Origin of the sequence: Sinorhizobium fredii (assembly GCF_002944405.1) — a bacterium.
GTDB lineage: Bacteria > Pseudomonadota > Alphaproteobacteria > Rhizobiales > Rhizobiaceae > Sinorhizobium > Sinorhizobium fredii_C.
Map to the genome: position 1 here is coordinate 2,423,158 of NZ_CP024307.1, position 15,711 is coordinate 2,438,868.

The following is a 15,711-nucleotide window of genomic DNA, read 5'->3' on the forward strand; positions in this document are numbered from 1 at the left end:
CTCATCCTCGTCGCAGCGGATCGTTCTCCAGGACGATAGGCTTGCCATGCGGCGTCCCTTCGGCAGCACGCTGCCAGCTTCGGACGAGCGCCTCCAGCTCCGGCCCAGAGGTGATGGAAAGCTTCTCGACCAGGTGGCTGAGGGCCGCCACCCAGCAATCATAGTAATCGCTGCCGTCCGGCTTCCGGCCGGGCTTGTGGAGCTCGGCCGAAAGCGCCTCGGCCCACTCGCTCCAGGAAAACACGCCCTGTTCATGGAGCCGGACGGTCATGGCGAAGGCGGCAGCCTGCCAGGGCTCGGCAAAGACTGGATCGCCGTCCGCCGATTTCGGCAGTTCGGCAGAGGCGACAAGTGGAGAGGTGGTGCTACACGGACTCAAGATAGCTCTCCCAGGCATCGATTGAGACGGTCAATGACGGATCGCCGCCCTCACCCCAGATCTCCCCGCCATCAAAGACGACCGTGTAGACCCATTGCGGGTTCTCGCCCTTGCCGTGGGCGTTGTCGTCCGGAAAGACAAAACTGCCCTGCACCGCTTCCACCACGCCGACTTTGGCACGGGCGTAGCGCGGCAGGCGCGTGTGGGTTTCCGGATGGAAGTTCTTCGTACGGACACGGTCGCCGACGCCGAAACGCGGCGGCGTAGCGACCGGCCGGTCGCAAGGCCCGCCTCTGGCGAGCACGCCCGCCACCATATCGGCCTTGAGCACCCGCTTCGGCTCCCGCCCCTTCTCGTGCATATGGCCGGCATCGAGCTCCGCTTGGGTCACGAAGCCGTGGCGCTTCAGGAGCGTTTCCAGCGCACGGGTCCAGATCTCGTAATAGCTTGCCGCGAGATAAGTGGCGGGGGGCAGGCTTTCGCGCGCATGCCGGCTCTCGTCGATCGTCCAGGCGCCGAAGGCTCCGCAGGAGAGCGTGATCCCGAGTGCGCGCTTTTCCCATTCCGCATGGAAATAGGGCTCGTCCTTTTCCGGCGCGATCGGCCCAAGGCCATGCTGGCCGCCAAGGTCGTGAGGCCCGTTCATGGCTTGGCCTGCGGTGAAAGGGCGAGCCCGGTGCCGATCATCGAATCGCGCGTGACGAGATCGGCGAGCGCCTCCTCGCTGAAGTCTTCGGTGCCGTCGGGCCGCTCCGGCACCACGAGATAACGCAGCTCCGCGGTCGAATCCCAGACGCGGATCTTCTTGTCGATCGGCAGCTCCAGCCCGAATTCGGCGAGCACGCCGCGCGGATCGATGACGGCGCGCGAGCGATAGGGTGGCGCCTTGTACCAGACGGGCGGCAGGCCGAGCACGGCCCAGGGATAGCAGGAGCAGAGCGTGCAGACGATGAGATTGTGGGTATCGGGCGTGTTGAAGACGGCGCGCATGTGTTCGCCCTGCCGGCCGGTGAAGCCGAGACTCGCGATCGCCGCCGTTGCATCGCGCTTCAGCCAGTCCGCAAACTCCGCATCGCTCCAGGCCCTGGCAACGACGCGCGCACCGTTCCTCGGACCGACCTTCGTCTCGTAGGTGTCGACGATCGCATCGATTGCCGCCGGGTCGATCAGTCCCTTCTCCGTCAGCACCGTTTCCAGCGCCTTCACCCGCGCTTCCACATCGGTGAAATGATTGTCGTGATGGTGATGGCCGTGATCGCCGTCCTGGCCACGATGATGCTCGGACATTCCGTGCCTCCTCCGCCGGAAACCCGGCCATCTCTAATGCATCAGGGCGGGAATCGGAATCGATATTTCAAGAGTTACTCTACTTTAGCATCGGCCAGAGGCTGACGACGAGCAGCACGGCCATGGTGATGTTGAACCATTTGAGCCGCGCCGGCTCGGAGAGCCATTGCCTCAGCGCCGAGCCGAAGCCTGCCCAGGTCGAGACGCTCGGCACGTTAACGAGCGCGAAGACGAGGCCGACGACGAGCACGCTCGCGAGATAGCGTTCGCCACTGGTATAAGTGGCCATGGCCGAGACAGCCATCACCCAGGCTTTCGGATTGACCCATTGAAAGGCGGCAGCCTGGAGAAAAGTCAAAGGCGCAGCCCCTGACTTGCCCTCGCCAAGCGAGCGCGAGGATCCGATCTTCCATGCAATCCAGACGAGATAGGCGCCACCGGCGAACTTCAGCCCGGTGTAGAGAAGCGGCACGGAGTGAAGCAGCGCGCCAAGGCCCAGGCCAACCGCAATCAACAGCAGGAAGAAGCCGCTACCGATCCCGAGCATATGCGGGATCGTACGGGCGAAGCCGAAATTCACGCCCGAGGCAAACAGCATCATATTGTTCGGGCCGGGCGTGATCGATGTCGTGAAGGCGAACAGGAACAACGCCAGAAGCGTATCGGCTTGCATGCATTTCTCCCAAGGCATTGTTCGAGACGGTCGTCGGCAGCGACGTTCCGCATTTTGGAAATTTAGGTCAGCCTAGCTGACCTAAATCCAAAGACCAGTCAAATCTTGTCATGGTTACAAAACCGGAAGCGATGAATCGCCCGATACGTCGGTAGGAGGCAACAAAAAAGGCCGGGTGAAAACCCGACCTTCCTCATCATCTCGACCTGCCGATGCCGGTACATCCGTGGTCAAAGGCAGGGAGATGACATCTGTTGAACGAATGTCCCGCACCGAAATGGCCCGCCTTGCGCCTCCGAAAGGCAACCAAACTCGGGAGGACCCAGCGACATCGTGCCTTGGCGCAATAAAGAACGTCGCCGATCAACATCGATGAGCCGCCTGTCGTGAGACAATGTGGTCTTCGCAAGGCATTGGACGAAATTTTCAATCAGGTCTCCTGTCGCCCGCAGATCATGGACTTTTTCCGCCCGGGTGCCATTTTGTCATTGTCAGAAGCGAGCGAGGGCGCATGTCATGCACGATCCTATCCCGACCACCACGTTCCCGGATGGGCGCAAGGTTCCGGTCCTCGGTCAGGGAACCTGGCGGATGGGCGAGAACCGCACCACGGCTGCCGACGAAATCCGCAGCCTCCAGATTGGGCTTGATCTCGGCATGACGCTTATCGACACGGCCGAAATGTACGGGAACGGCGGCTCCGAGCGGATTGTGGGCGAGGCGGTCCGCGGCCGTCGCGACGAAGCCTTCATCGTCAGCAAGGTGCTGCCCTCCAATGCCAGCCGCTCGGGCACCATTGCCGCCTGCGAGCGTAGCCTCCGCCATCTCGGCACCGACCGCGTCGATCTCTATCTGCTGCATTGGCGCGGCGGCTATCCGCTCGCCGAAACCCTCGCCGCTTTCGAGGAGTTGAAGCGGGACGGCAAGATCGTCGCCTGGGGCGTTTCGAACTTCGATGTCGACGACATGGAGGAATTGATATCGGTCCCGGGCGGCGGCAGCGTCGCGGCAAACCAGGTGCTCTATAACCTTGGCCGCCGCGGCATCGAATACGACCTCCTGCCCTGGTGCCGCGACCGCAGCGTGCCGATCATGGCCTATTCGCCGCTCGACGAAGGGCGCCTGCTCCACGATGCGGACCTCGTTCATATCGCCAAGGCGCACCAGGCGACCCCCGCTCAGGTCGCTCTCGCCTTCCTAAAGACCCGCGCCGGCGTGATCTCCATACCGAAGACCGGCTCTGCCGAGCGCGCCCGCGAAAACCGCGACGCCATGGATATTCACCTGACGGCGGAAAACCTCGCCGAACTCGATCGCATCTTCCCGCCGCCAAGACGGAAGATGCGGCTGGAGGTGATTTGAGAACACAGGAAGATAGCCCTGCCCAAAAGGAAGAATGCCCCTCCCCACAGGTGGGAGGGGCTTAACCTGCCGCGCCCTCTGCGGTAATTAATTCCTGGCCTTTGCAGCGAGCACAAAGCGACTGAAATTGCAGGAGCGCGCCGCGGGCGCCAAGCCCCTCCCACCTGTGGGGAGGGGTTGGGGCGGGGCGCGCACCAAAGGTGCGCAATCCCTCACATCCCCTGCGGGCCGCGGTTCATTGCGGCAATGCCCGTGCGGCAGACCTCGATCAGACCGAGCGGCTTCATGATTGCGATGAATTGCTCGATCTTCGAAGGCTTGCCGGTGATCTCGAAGACGAAGTGATCGATATTGGCGTCGATGACCGAAGCGCGGAAGGCATCGGCAAGTCTCAGCGCCTCCACCCGGTGCTCGCCCGAACCGTGCACCTTGACGAGCGCCAGCTCGCGCTCGACCGGCCGGTCGTGGCCAAGCCCTGCGGCGCGCACGGTGAGGTCGACGACGCGGTGCACCGGCACGAGCCGCTCGAGCTGGTTCTTGATCTGCTCCAGCACGTGCGGCGTGCCGCGCGTGACGATGGTGATGCGCGACAGATGCGCCTCGTGCTCGGTCTCGGAGACCGTCAGGCTTTCGATGTTGTAGCCGCGGCCGGAAAAGAGGCCGATGACGCGGGCCAGCACGCCCGGCTCGTTGTCGACGAGGACGGAGAGCGTGTGCGTCTCCGCAAGCTCCGTCTCCTTGGCGATGAAATAGGCGGAGCCCGTCGGTTGAAGATGTGCGCTCATTCTCTTGTTCCTAATCCTTATCCTCAGACGAGCTGGCGGCCCTTGGCATCGATGGCATTGGCAACCGCCTCGTCCGTCGCCTCGTCGGGAAGCAGCATTTCGTTATGCGCCTTGCCGGACGGGATCATCGGGAAGCAGTTGGCGAGGTTGGCGACGCGGCAGTCGAAGATCACCGGCACCGGCGTGTCGATCATGCGGCGGATCGCGTCGTCCAGTTCGCCGGGCTTCTCGCAACGGATGCCGACGCCGCCATAGGCTTCGGCCAGCTTGACGAAGTCGGGCATCGCTTCCGTATAGGAATGCGACAGCCGGTTGCCGTGCAGCAGTTGCTGCCATTGGCGGACCATGCCCATGTACTGGTTGTTGAGGATGAAGATCTTGACCGGCAGCCCGTACTGGACCGCGCAGGACATTTCCTGGATGCACATCTGGATGGATGCATCGCCGGCGATGTCGATGACGAGGCTTTGCGGATGCGCCACCTGGACGCCGACAGCGGCCGGGAAGCCGTAGCCCATGGTGCCGAGGCCGCCCGACGTCATCCAGCGGTTCGGCTGCTCGAAGCCGAAGAACTGCGCCGCCCACATCTGGTGCTGGCCGACCTCGGTGGTGATATAGGTGTCGCGGTCCTTGGTGAGCTCATAGAGCCGCTGGATCGCATATTGCGGCATGATGACATCGTCGCTCGGCGTATATGCAAGCGAATTGCGCGCCCGCCACTTGGCGATCGACCCCCACCAATCGTTCAGCCGTGCCTTGTCGACCGTCTTTGCCGCCGCGTGCCACAGCCGGACCATGTCTTCGAGGACGTTGCCGACATCGCCGACGATCGGAACGTCGACCCGGACGTTCTTGTTGATCGAGGACGGATCGATATCGATATGGATCTTCTTGGAGTTCGGCGAAAAGGCGTTGAGGCGGCCGGTGATGCGGTCGTCGAATCGGGCGCCGATGCAGATCATGACGTCGCAGTCATGCATCGCCATGTTGGCCTCGTAGGTGCCGTGCATGCCGAGCATGCCGAGCCAGTTCTTGCCGGAGGCCGGATAGGCGCCGAGGCCCATCAGCGTCGAGGTGATCGGAAAGCCGGTGAGGTCGACGAGCTCGCGCAGGAAATGCGCCGCCTCCAACCCGGAGTTGATGACGCCGCCGCCGGAATAGATGACCGGTTGGCGCGCCGACTTCATCAGCGCGACCGCTTCCTCGATCTTCTTGAGGTCCCCTTGGGTCTTCGGCTGGTAGCTCTTCTGCGTCGGCACGGCGGAAGGCGGCGTGTAGGTGCCGGTCGCGAACTGGATGTCCTTCGGGATGTCGACGACGACCGGACCCGGACGACCGGACTGGGCGATGCGGAACGCCTCATGGATGATGCGGGCAAGATCGTTGACGTCCTTGACCAGCCAGTTGTGCTTGGTGCAGGGCCTCGTGATGCCGACCGTGTCGCATTCCTGGAAGGCATCCGAGCCGATCAACGGGGTCGGAACCTGGCCGGAGATGCAGACGAGCGGGATCGAATCCATCAGCGCGTCCTGGAGCGGCGTGACCGCATTGGTGGCGCCGGGACCGGAGGTGACCAGCATGACGCCGACCTTGCCGGTGGAGCGGGCATAGCCCTCGGCCATGTGGCCGGCGCCCTGCTCATGGCGGACGAGAATGTGCTGGATCTCTTCCTGCTGGAAAATTTCGTCGTAGATCGGAAGCACGGCGCCGCCCGGGTAGCCGAAGATGTGTTCGACACCATTGTCCTTCAGGGCCTGGAGAACGATCTCCGCCCCTGTCATCTGGTTTTCAGTTCCGCTCATTGGCCTGCTTCCGTCCCTTTTGTAAGGCTTGGGGTGATTAGCTTGTTTGAGGACATAAAAAAAGGCCCCATCAGGAGCCTCGTTCAGCGCATGGGTGGCTACCGCCGGATGGTTACACCATCCTGCCCATGCGCCGTCCCACCACAAGAATAACCGCGAAATTTTTCATGGGTCGATTTGATAAACAGAAAACCGTGACCCGTCAACGCCGATTTAACGGACGTCCTTCCCGGACCGGACCCTTAGAACACAAGGAAATCCTCTGCGGCGAGCGAAGTGCCACGGCTCACGATGGCGAACCGAACGGCATCTGCGCCCCCGGTGCCATCCGCATCGTAAAATAGCTCCCCACGAGCTTGGTCATATACGATCCGGTCGTCCTCGTGGGACGCAGCCTTGCCAAAAGCCAAGGTCTCACTGTCCAGCGTGCCTACCGAGAGCGCCGCAAATACAGCAGCGTCCAGCCTGAACAGGTCATCGGCCGCGCAGAAGTCGAGGACGCGGTCGCAGCTTGCCGTGTCCGGGGCAACGTCGAACAGGAAGGTATCGGCTCCCTCCCCCCCGATCAGCTTGTCGCGACCGACGCCGCCGCTGAGGATGTCGTTGCCCGCGCCGCCATTCAGCCTGTCATTGCCCGCCATGCCCTCGAGTGTATCGTCGAACCGGCTACCCGCGATCCGGTCGTTGCCGCCCGCGGCGACGACCAGCACAGGGTGATCATATGCCTGATAGCTGATCTTCTCGGCGGCATCTGTCAGTATGATCGATTGCGCGGGCGGAGTGACCGTTATGGTGATGGTCGCCAGATTGCTGTTTCCCTGACCATCGGTGACGTAGATGGTGAACCTGTCGGTCCCGAGAAAACCCGCCTGGGGAGTGTAGTCGAACAGGTTTCCACTGAGGAAATCCTGATGAAAGTGAAGGCTGCCCCCGTATTCACCCTGGGGGAATGGATAGTAGCCGCTTTCGTAGCGCGTCTCCTGTTCCAGCGTGCCATGGGCCGGCCCCTCCACGACGATGAAGGCCAGCAGATCGAAATCGGCGTCCGCCGCACTAAAGGCCACGTCGTCGAGGGACTGGCCAGGGAGAAGCGTGAAGTTCATATCGGTCGCTACGGGGACATGGTTGACGAAGCTGTCCAGGTGCAGCGCGCCATCCCGCAGGATGATCTGGTGTTGGCCGTATTGCGTGTTTTCGCCGCCAAAGTATTGATTTGCGCCGATCCAGGTCACCGTGATGTCGTCGGGACTCTCCGCGGTCACTGACACGATCTGGGCCGAAAGATAAGCGGCCTGATCAGACAAGCTGCGAATGTAATTGCCCTCGTTGTCGAAGACGAGGGTCTCTATCGTCGTTGCGACCTCGGTCCTGCCGTCATGGGTGAAAGTCGTGATCGTGAAGAACCCGTCGAACACGTCGATCGAAGCCACTTCAATCGAACCGAAAGGGTAATCCGCGCGTGCGCCGACGGGGCCGAGAACATCCCCATTCGATGCCGTTATCGTGAAGAGGACCGCATCAGGGCTTTGATTGTCGAGGTCCTCCCAGACGGTCAACTCGCTCCCATTGCTCAAGCTCGGCATGGCTTCCCCCTCGTCGACGCGGAGAAATGAATGGCTGCGCGGTCCATTCCGTGGATAACACGAGCCATTCGTGGCTACATCCCTCAATGCTTAGGGATGCGAGCGAAGTTCATTGTGAGCCGTTTGAACCTGAAGGGCGCCCCATAGTGCGCAACCACTTATTAAAATCGTTTCGTTATTCTGGAACGCTGTTAGCCGAGGTGTGTCTTGCTCAACAGTGAAACTCAAGCTCCGATCAGCGCCGGAGAACAGGACCGCCGCGACGGCATGAAGCCGGGGAACCGTTTCCTCGGGCGGGTCGTCGCGTGCAACGGCTCGCGCGCAACCATCGCAGCCGTGGCCGAGGGGGGCGAGACCTCCCTCACCGAACTCTGGTCGGTCGGTCGGCTGATTTCGATCTCAGTCGGCACAAACCGGATCGTCGCTCTGGTCTGCTCCATGCAGACCGCGGCCGAAGAATGGAGCGAGGAGACCAACAACACCTTCCGCATCGAGGTCGAATTGATGGGCGAAGTCTTCAAGCGCCCCGACGGACAGGAAGAGTTCTCAGCCGGCATCAGCCGCTATCCCTATCTCGGCGCCATCGCGCACCGGATCCGTGCAGCCGATCTTGCGCGGATCTATGATTCCCGGCAGGCGGACAGTTGCGTCATCGGCAAGCTGACGCAGGACGAAAGCCTCGATGCCACCATCCATGTGCCCTCGATGCTGGCCAAGCATTTCGCCATCGTCGGCACGACCGGCGTCGGCAAGTCTACGGCCGTCACACTGCTGCTCAACAAGGCGATTGCCGCCGATCCGAAGCTACGCGTCCTGATTCTCGATCCTCACAACGAGTTCGCGGCCGCCTTTCCGGAGAGTGCGGTGGTCATCGAGACCGATACGCTCGACCTGCCGTTCTGGCTCTTCCGCCTCGAGGAATTCGCGGAAGTCCTCTTTCGCGGTCGGCCGCCCGTGCCCGAAGAGCTCGATATCCTGCGCGATGTGATCCCGGATGCCAAGAAGGCCTTCAAGGGCGGCGAGTCCGGCCTAATGCGCCGTCAGACCGAAAAAAGCTCGATCACCGCGGACACGCCGGTCCCCTACCGCATCGCCGATCTGCTGGCGATGATCGACGAGCGCATCGGCCGGCTCGAGGGCCGCAACGACAAGCCGCATTTGCGCTCGCTGAAGGTGAAGATCGTCTCGGCGATCAACGATCCGCGCTATCACTTCATGTTCTCGTCGAACACGATCACCGACACGATCCAGGACACGATCGCCAAGATCTTCCGTATACCGGGCGAAGGCAAGCCGATCGCCACCTTCGAACTCGCCGGCATTCCGTCCGAGGTCGTCAATTCGGTCGCCTCGGTGCTCTGCCGCATGGCGTTCGAAATCGGCCTCTGGAGCAATGGCGGCATCCATATGCTGGTGGTCTGCGAAGAGGCGCACCGCTACGTGCCCGCCGATCCGACGCTCGGCTTCCTGCCGACGCGCCAGGCGATCGCCCGGATTGCCAAGGAGGGCCGCAAATACGGCGTGTCGCTCGGCATCATCACGCAGCGCCCGGGCGAGCTCGATCCGACGATTCTGTCGCAATGCTCGACGGTCTTTGCCATGCGGCTCGCCAACGACCGCGACCAGGAAATCATCCGCTCGGCGATTTCCAATTCGTCGATGTCGACCACCAGCTTCATTTCCTCGATCGGCAACGGTGAGGCGATCGCATTCGGCGAGGCCGTGGCAGTGCCGATGCGCATGCGCTTCGGCCGGGTCGAAGAGGCGAGGCTTCCCCGCGCCCACGGCATCATCGACAAGGTCGACGAGGATCAGCCGCCGGTCGTCGACCTTCGTTCGATCGTCAGCCGCATGCGCGCCATGAACGGGCCGGACATTTCGAGCTTTCAGCAAAGCTATCTTGCCGCCCAAAGCAACCTGGCGGTTCCCTATGAGGATCGTACCGGCGATGCGCCCGACGAAGTCGAGCCGATGGATCTGCGCGACGATTTCTCCACGTCCGCGCTTGAATCCTATCGGCCCGAAATGTTGCCGCGCGGGTCCGAGCCGACCAATCCGCAGCTTGAACGCTTCAACCAGATCCGCGACCAGATCCTCTCCGGGCAGGCGGAAAAAGACGCCGCGCGAATGCTGAACACGCCGGCAGTGCCGGAGCGCGGCTTCTCGGCCTCCGCAACCTCGGGATCGCTGCGCGAGAGCCTGCTGAAGCGCCCTCTCGGAAGCATCATCCGCAAATAGCAGGGATCGGATCGCGACCTCCGACGTTGTTGCCATAGAACGCGCAGCAACAGGACGGGAGGCTGCAATGGACGAGCGAGAGGCCTGGCAACGGGAACGCGGACTGTGGCTCGAAGGTGCCGGCGCGTACCAGCAACTGCTCGACGACGAATGCCTGATGGCCTTTGCTCCGGTGGGCATCCTCGGCGGGGTGGAAATCATCCGGGCTCTCGATGGCGCGCCGCGCTGGCTGGACGTGGAGATGACGGAGCGGAGGAGCGCTCGGCCGAATGACAGCGTCCTCGTATTGGCCTACAGGGTCGACGCCCGACGCGACTCCGATGCCCCCTATGCGGCCTATTGCACCTCGACCTATGCACGAACCGGGAAGGCGTGGCGGCTGGTTCAGCACCAGCAGACGCCGATCGATCCCTCGGCAAACCAACCGGGCACGGCGCCGCGACAGGAGAACGCAATGGATGAAATCCTTCGTAGCTTTTTCAATCGCTACGAGAGCATGGCAAACCGCGTGCTCGCCAGGGAAATGGACGTAGCCGAGACGACCTTCGCCTTCGCATCCGATTTCATCGCCGCCTCACCGGCGGGCGTCATGGCGGGGAAGAACGACCAGAGCCTCAAAGCGTCGATGGAAAAGGGTTACGCCCGCTACAGGGAAATCGGCACGAAGGAGCTGAAGATCCGCGACCTCAAGACAACGCCGATCGACCCGCTGCATTCGCTCGTCCGCGTCGACTGGCGGTCCGTCTATGAGGCCGATGGGCGACCCGATGTAGTCATCGATTTCGAGGTCCACTATCTTGTCCAGCTGCGCAATGGAGAGCCGAAGATCTTCGGCTGGGTGAGCGGCGACGAAGAGGCCGTGCTCCGGGAACACGGCATCGGCTGAGCGAAACGCGCCTAGAGAACTTCGTCTGGCTGCGCGATCCGCTGCCAGCTGTCATCGAGCTGGTTGCGGAACCAGGTCATCTGGCGCTTGGCATATTGCCGGGTCGCCGCCGCGCCCGTGGAGATCACCTCCGCCTCCCTCATCTCGCCCCTCAGCATCGCGGCGATCTGCTGCACGCCGATTGCTTTCATCACCGGCATGTCCGGCGAAAGCTTCAGCGCCAGGAGCGCCTGCACCTCCTCGACCGCGCCGCTAGCGAGCATCGCCTCGAAGCGCCGATCGATCCGGCTGTGAAGAAGCGACCGTTCGGGCAGTACGACGATTTTCCGGGCTCGGTCCGGATCGACAATCACCGGGCCGCGCATCTGCTGATAGTGACGAATCGGCTTGCCGGTCGCCTCGACGACCTCGAGTGCGCGGACGATCCGTTGGCCGTCTTCAGGCCGCAATTGTGCCGCCGCCTGCCTGTCGCTGCGCTCGAGCTCGGCGTGGAGTGCGGCAGCCCCTTCGACCGTCAGCCGCTGTCGCAGCCGCTGCCGGATCGCCGGCGGAATGTCGGGCATGTCCGCCAGCCCACCGGTCAGCGCCTTGAAATAGAGGCCCGTGCCGCCGACGAAAACGGGCAACCTGCCCTCGCCGCGCAGTCTCTCGACCAAGACCTCGGCGTCCCGCAGCCAGGCGCCGGTGGAGTAGAGACGCCCGGCCGGCACATGGCCGTAGAGAAAATGCGCGATGCCGCCTATCTCGGGCTCGTCGGGACGCGCGGTCAGCACCTTCAAGGTATCGTAGACCTGCATGCTGTCGGCATTGACCACCACGCCGCCGTGCCGCTTCGCCAGCGCCACCGCAAGCGCGGACTTGCCGCTGGCGGTCGGCCCGGTTATCAGGATCGCGTCCAGATCTCGTTCAAGGTTTTTCATCATGGCTCTCGTTGCCACGCTTATCGCCAATCCGTCAAATCCCGTTCTCACCCCCGCGCTGGCTGAGGCGGCGGCCGCAGCCGTTGAGGCATCAGGGCTTTACTGGCTGGCCGATGGCGTTGCCTGCGACCTTGCGCTAAAGGACGGCACGGATCCAATTGAAGCCGAAGCGCGGCTGCGGGACACGATGGATGGAGCCGCCGTCGACGTCGCCGTGCAGGATGCCGAGACGCGCCGAAAGAAATTTCTCATCGCCGACATGGATTCAACCATGATTGGCCAGGAATGCATCGACGAACTCGCCGCGGAAGTCGGGCTGAAGGAAAAGGTTGCCGCGATAACTGCCCGCGCCATGAACGGCGAGATCGCCTTCGAACCGGCGCTGATCGAACGCGTGGCGCTCCTGAAAGGCTTGCCGGCCACGGTCATTGCCGAAGTGATCGCCAAGCGCATCACACTGACGCCCGGCGGACGCGAGCTGATCGCCACCATGAAGGCAAAGGGCCACTATACGGCGCTCGTTTCCGGCGGCTTCACCGTTTTTACCGGTCCGATCGCCGAAAAGCTCGGCTTCGATGAAAACCGTGCCAACGAGCTTCTGGAAGAGAACGGAGCACTGACCGGCGAGGTCGCCCGGCCGATCCTCGGCAAGCAAGCCAAGGTCGACGCGCTGATCGACATCACGGAACGGCTCGGCATCTCGACGGCGGACGCGATCGCCGTCGGCGACGGCGCCAACGATCTCGGCATGCTGCAGCTTGCAGGCAGCGGCGTGGCGCTGCACGCCAAGCCGGTCGTTGCCGAACAGGCGAAGATCCGGATCGATCATGGCGATCTCTCCGCCCTCCTCTATCTCCAGGGCTATCGCAAGACGGATTTTGTGACGTGATCATCGGCAAGACCGAGCGCCTCATCATCCGCAACTGGCGCGAGGGCGATCGCGATCTCTTCGCCGAGATCAACAGCGATCCGAAGGTGATGGAATTTTTTCCGTTTCGACGTGACCGGGCGGCGGCCGATGCGCTGTTCGACCGCAATGCCGGCACCATCGCCGAGACGGGCTTCGGCTTCTTCGCGCTTGCGCTGCGCGACGGCGACGTGCCGATCGGCTTCTGCGGGCTGGCCCGCACCCATCTTGAGCCGCATCTGCCCGACGGCACAGTCGAAATCGGCTGGCGCCTTGCCGTTTCCTATTGGCGCAAAGGCTACGTCACCGAGGCAGCGCTGGCGCTTGTAGACCTCGGTTTCGGTGAAAGGGATCTCGGCGAGATCGTCTCCTTCGCGGTGGCGACGAATGCCCGGTCGATCGCCGTGATGAGGCGCATCGGCATGCGGCCGGACCCATCTCGCGACTTCGATCATCCGGGCGTGCCCCACACGCATCAGCCTCTGAAGCGCCACGTGCTTTACACGATCACAGCGGACGAATGGAGGCTGGGCGCAAAGACACCGAACTGATTTCCCGCGCCCTCTCCGGCAAGCTCGAAGACTGGGCCTCGCTACTCCATCCGCACCGTCACGAAACGCAGCTCGCCGGTCTTGCTGGCGATCATCAGCAATGCGTTGCGGCGGCCGTCGGCCTTCAGTTCGCCGACGCGGGAGGTGACGTCTTCCGGCGAGTCCATTGCCTCCTGACCGACCTCGACAATGACGTCTCCCGCCTCGACGCGGCGCTCGGCGGCGGGCGAGTTCGGCTGGACCTCGGTCACGACGACGCCGCTGACATTCTCGGCGATGCCAAAGCTCTTGCGGCGATCGGCGTCGAGCACCGCGAGCTTCATGCCAAGGACGACGTCCGTCGCCGGCAACGTGGCGGCCGGCGGCTCGCTCGGCTTGGCGCTCTCTTTTTTCAGTTCCCCGCCAGCTCCGGCGGCCGCCAGGTGTTCGCCATCCTCGAGTCGACCAAGCGTCACGCGCACCGTCTGCTCCTTGCCGTCCCGGATGATTACGACCTCGACGGCCTTGCCGACCGGGCTTTCGCCGACGGCACGCATGAGATCGCGCATTTCGCCGATCGCCGTTCCGTCGAAGCGGATGATGATGTCGCCCGCCTTGATCTCGCCCTTGGTAATCGGGCCTCCCTCGATGATGCCGGAAACCAGCGCTCCTTGCGGCGCGTCCATCTTCAGGCTCTCGGCGATATCGTCGGTGACCGGCTGAATGCGCACGCCGAGCCAGCCGCGCCGCGTCTCGCCGAACTCCTTGAGCTGGTTGACGACGTTCATCGCAAGCTCGGTCGGCACCGCAAAGCCGATGCCGACCGACATGCCGGTCTGCGACAGGATCGCGGTGTTGATGCCGATCACCTCGCCCTGCATGTTGAACAGCGGCCCGCCGGAATTGCCGCGGTTGATGGCGGCATCGGTCTGGATGAAGCTATCATAGGGTCCGGCATTGATATTGCGGCCGCGCGCCGAAACCACGCCGACGGAGACGGACACGCCGAGGCCGAAGGGGTTGCCGACGACCATGACCCAATCGCCGATCCTGATCTTTCGTGAATCGCCGAAGGACACCGCCTTTAGCGGCTTCTTCGGCTCGACTTTCAGCACCGCCAGATCGGTCTTGGTATCGTTGCCGACCAGCTTCGCCTTCAGCCGCGTGCCGTCGGAGAGATTGATCTCGATATCGTCGGCATCTTGGATGACGTGATTGTTGGTGACGATATAGCCGGACGGATCGATGATGAAGCCGGAGCCAAGCGAGTTGACCGTACGCGGGCGCCCGCCCTCGCCGCCCTGCCCTTTGAAGAATTCGTCGAAGAATTCCTGATGCGGCGAACCCTCCGGCACCTGCGGCATCGGCGCATTGTCATCGTCGGCCTTGACGTTCTGCGAGATGGAGATGTTGACCACGGCATCGAGCAGGCTTTCGGCGAGATCGGCGACCGAGGGCGGCCCGGCCGCCGGCCGCGGCAGCGCCGTTTCGGCAAGAGCCGTATTGGAAAAGAGCAGTGCCGTCGCAGCCGCCAACACCAGGCCGCGGAAGATCTTGGGTCGTTTCGACAAGTCGCTGTGCTCCTGTATTCCGTTGCGCCACACGGTCCACGGACTCCGCTCGTCCGCGGTCACCACGTGATCCCTTCCCATTCGTTTCGGCGAATTATACCACTGCCGCAAGGCGTTGCCGCGGCTGCTTCGCGCAGCAAACGATCTTCTGTTGAAGATACGGCGGTTTTCCGGAGCGTCCAGACACGATTTCCTGATCTTCGGCGGATCAGCTGGTGATTTCGTGGCCGTGCTCCTTCAGCGCCTGTACCGCCTTTTCGAGATCGGAACCGGCAACGAAGACATAGTCGGTGCTGAAGGTCGAATTGGCGAAGACGCCGACACCGGCCGCCGAAAGCGGGCGGAGCACGGAAGACAGGACCCCCGGCACGTCGAAGCTGAAATGCTGTTCGATGCGGAGGCAGCGCCAGCCAAGCGAGCTCTGGACGCTCGAAGGGACACGGGCGGCACGGCAGACGAGCGTCATCTCCTCGCGCGAACTCGAAACGGTCCAAAACCCTGGCCCGGGCAGCCACTCCGGAATAGCGGACCCGATAGTCAGGCGGGTAATTGCATATTCGGCATCGACCAACCGGATCAGCAGTGTATGTGGCATTTCGCACTACCCTCGAAGCAACCAAACAAGTCCGACGCCAACCGCCACCGATGTGAGCCCGGCGAGGCGCAGCTGATGCTCCGGGACATACGGCAAACGCTTCGCCAATTCCACAAGAACCAAAGGGGCCAGTGCGTACACCAGCCCCTCGATGATCAGGAAAAATGCAAACCCGGTCAAAAGATCGGACATC

16 protein-coding genes are annotated in these 15,711 nt (G+C 62.8%); 5 read left to right on the forward strand and 11 right to left on the reverse strand.

Annotated features, from left to right (window positions below; genetic code table 11):
* Window position 1: 1 nt before the first annotated feature.
* From NXT3_RS11955 to NXT3_RS11970, 4 genes are all read right to left on the reverse strand, one after another.
* Window positions 2–379, reverse strand: a complete 378-nt coding sequence (locus NXT3_RS11955; RefSeq protein WP_104839391.1) for a nitrile hydratase accessory protein — start codon at window positions 377–379, stop codon at window positions 2–4.
* Window positions 366–1,025: a nitrile hydratase subunit beta gene (gene nthB / locus NXT3_RS11960; RefSeq protein WP_104839392.1), complete on the reverse strand. Its 660-nt coding sequence runs from the start codon at window positions 1,023–1,025 to the stop codon at window positions 366–368. The genes NXT3_RS11955 and nthB overlap by 14 nt, the downstream gene beginning before the upstream one ends.
* The gene (gene nthA, locus NXT3_RS11965) at window positions 1,022–1,666 is read right to left on the reverse strand and encodes a nitrile hydratase subunit alpha (protein ID WP_097525369.1); all 645 of its coding nucleotides are present in this window, start codon (window positions 1,664–1,666) and stop codon (window positions 1,022–1,024) included. Before nthA ends, nthB begins: the two co-directional genes overlap by 4 nt.
* A 79-nt stretch (window positions 1,667–1,745) precedes the next feature.
* Entirely contained in the window at window positions 1,746–2,339 is a 594-nt protein-coding gene (locus NXT3_RS11970; protein WP_097538116.1) for a LysE family translocator, read from the reverse strand.
* A 516-nt stretch (window positions 2,340–2,855) separates the two neighbouring features.
* Here NXT3_RS11970 and NXT3_RS11975 point away from each other — a divergent pair.
* Entirely contained in the window at window positions 2,856–3,701 is an 846-nt protein-coding gene (locus NXT3_RS11975) for an aldo/keto reductase (RefSeq protein ID WP_097538115.1), read from the forward strand.
* Window positions 3,702–3,913: 212 nt separating this feature from the next.
* Here NXT3_RS11975 and ilvN read toward each other — a convergent pair whose 3' ends face one another.
* From ilvN to NXT3_RS11995, 3 genes are all read right to left on the reverse strand, one after another.
* Window positions 3,914–4,486 carry an acetolactate synthase small subunit gene (ilvN, locus tag NXT3_RS11980; RefSeq protein ID WP_012708543.1) on the reverse strand — a complete coding sequence of 191 codons (573 nt, stop codon included), beginning with the start codon at window positions 4,484–4,486 and terminating at the stop codon, window positions 3,914–3,916.
* A 23-nt stretch (window positions 4,487–4,509) separates the two neighbouring features.
* A complete protein-coding gene (locus NXT3_RS11985; protein WP_104839393.1) occupies window positions 4,510–6,288 on the reverse strand; it encodes an acetolactate synthase 3 large subunit in 1,779 nt (592 codons plus the stop codon).
* A 242-nt stretch (window positions 6,289–6,530) separates the two neighbouring features.
* The gene (locus NXT3_RS11995) at window positions 6,531–7,871 is read right to left on the reverse strand and encodes an Ig-like domain-containing protein (RefSeq protein WP_104839394.1); all 1,341 of its coding nucleotides are present in this window, start codon (window positions 7,869–7,871) and stop codon (window positions 6,531–6,533) included.
* A gap of 267 nt (window positions 7,872–8,138) precedes the next feature.
* Here NXT3_RS11995 and NXT3_RS12000 point away from each other — a divergent pair, with 267 nt between their 5' ends.
* Entirely contained in the window at window positions 8,139–10,109 is a 1,971-nt protein-coding gene (locus NXT3_RS12000; protein ID WP_172900186.1) for an ATP-binding protein, read from the forward strand.
* A 454-nt stretch (window positions 10,110–10,563) separates the two neighbouring features.
* Window positions 10,564–10,995, forward strand: coding sequence for a DUF6841 family protein (locus NXT3_RS33080; protein ID WP_179864729.1), 432 nt, complete (start codon window positions 10,564–10,566; stop codon window positions 10,993–10,995).
* 11 nt (window positions 10,996–11,006) lie between these two features.
* Here the strand turns inward: NXT3_RS33080 and miaA are convergent, their stop codons facing one another.
* Window positions 11,007–11,918, reverse strand: coding sequence for a tRNA (adenosine(37)-N6)-dimethylallyltransferase MiaA (gene miaA, locus NXT3_RS12010; protein WP_104839396.1), 912 nt, complete (start codon window positions 11,916–11,918; stop codon window positions 11,007–11,009).
* On the opposite strand from miaA, the gene serB reads away from it, so the two are divergent.
* Both serB and NXT3_RS12020 read left to right on the forward strand, forming a co-directional pair.
* Entirely contained in the window at window positions 11,917–12,804 is an 888-nt protein-coding gene (gene serB, locus NXT3_RS12015; protein WP_104839397.1) for a phosphoserine phosphatase SerB, read from the forward strand. The two genes, miaA and serB, sit on opposite strands and share 2 nt — an antisense overlap.
* On the forward strand, window positions 12,801–13,373 hold the full coding sequence (locus tag NXT3_RS12020; protein WP_104839398.1) for a GNAT family N-acetyltransferase: 573 nt from the start codon (window positions 12,801–12,803) through the stop codon (window positions 13,371–13,373). Before serB ends, NXT3_RS12020 begins: the two co-directional genes overlap by 4 nt.
* Before the next feature lie 41 nt (window positions 13,374–13,414).
* Here the strand turns inward: NXT3_RS12020 and NXT3_RS12025 are convergent, their stop codons facing one another.
* The 3 genes from NXT3_RS12025 to NXT3_RS12035 all read right to left on the reverse strand — a co-directional run bounded on the left by NXT3_RS12025 (window position 13,415) and on the right by NXT3_RS12035 (window position 15,710).
* The gene (locus NXT3_RS12025) at window positions 13,415–14,923 is read right to left on the reverse strand and encodes a Do family serine endopeptidase (protein ID WP_104839399.1); all 1,509 of its coding nucleotides are present in this window, start codon (window positions 14,921–14,923) and stop codon (window positions 13,415–13,417) included.
* A gap of 208 nt (window positions 14,924–15,131) precedes the next feature.
* Window positions 15,132–15,518 (reverse strand): ACT domain-containing protein, encoded by a 387-nt coding sequence (locus NXT3_RS12030; RefSeq protein WP_037415654.1) that lies wholly within the window; start codon window positions 15,516–15,518, stop codon window positions 15,132–15,134.
* Between the two features lie 6 nt (window positions 15,519–15,524).
* A complete protein-coding gene (locus NXT3_RS12035) occupies window positions 15,525–15,710 on the reverse strand; it encodes a DUF2065 domain-containing protein (RefSeq protein WP_012708553.1) in 186 nt (61 codons plus the stop codon).
* Window position 15,711: the final 1 nt, after the last annotated feature.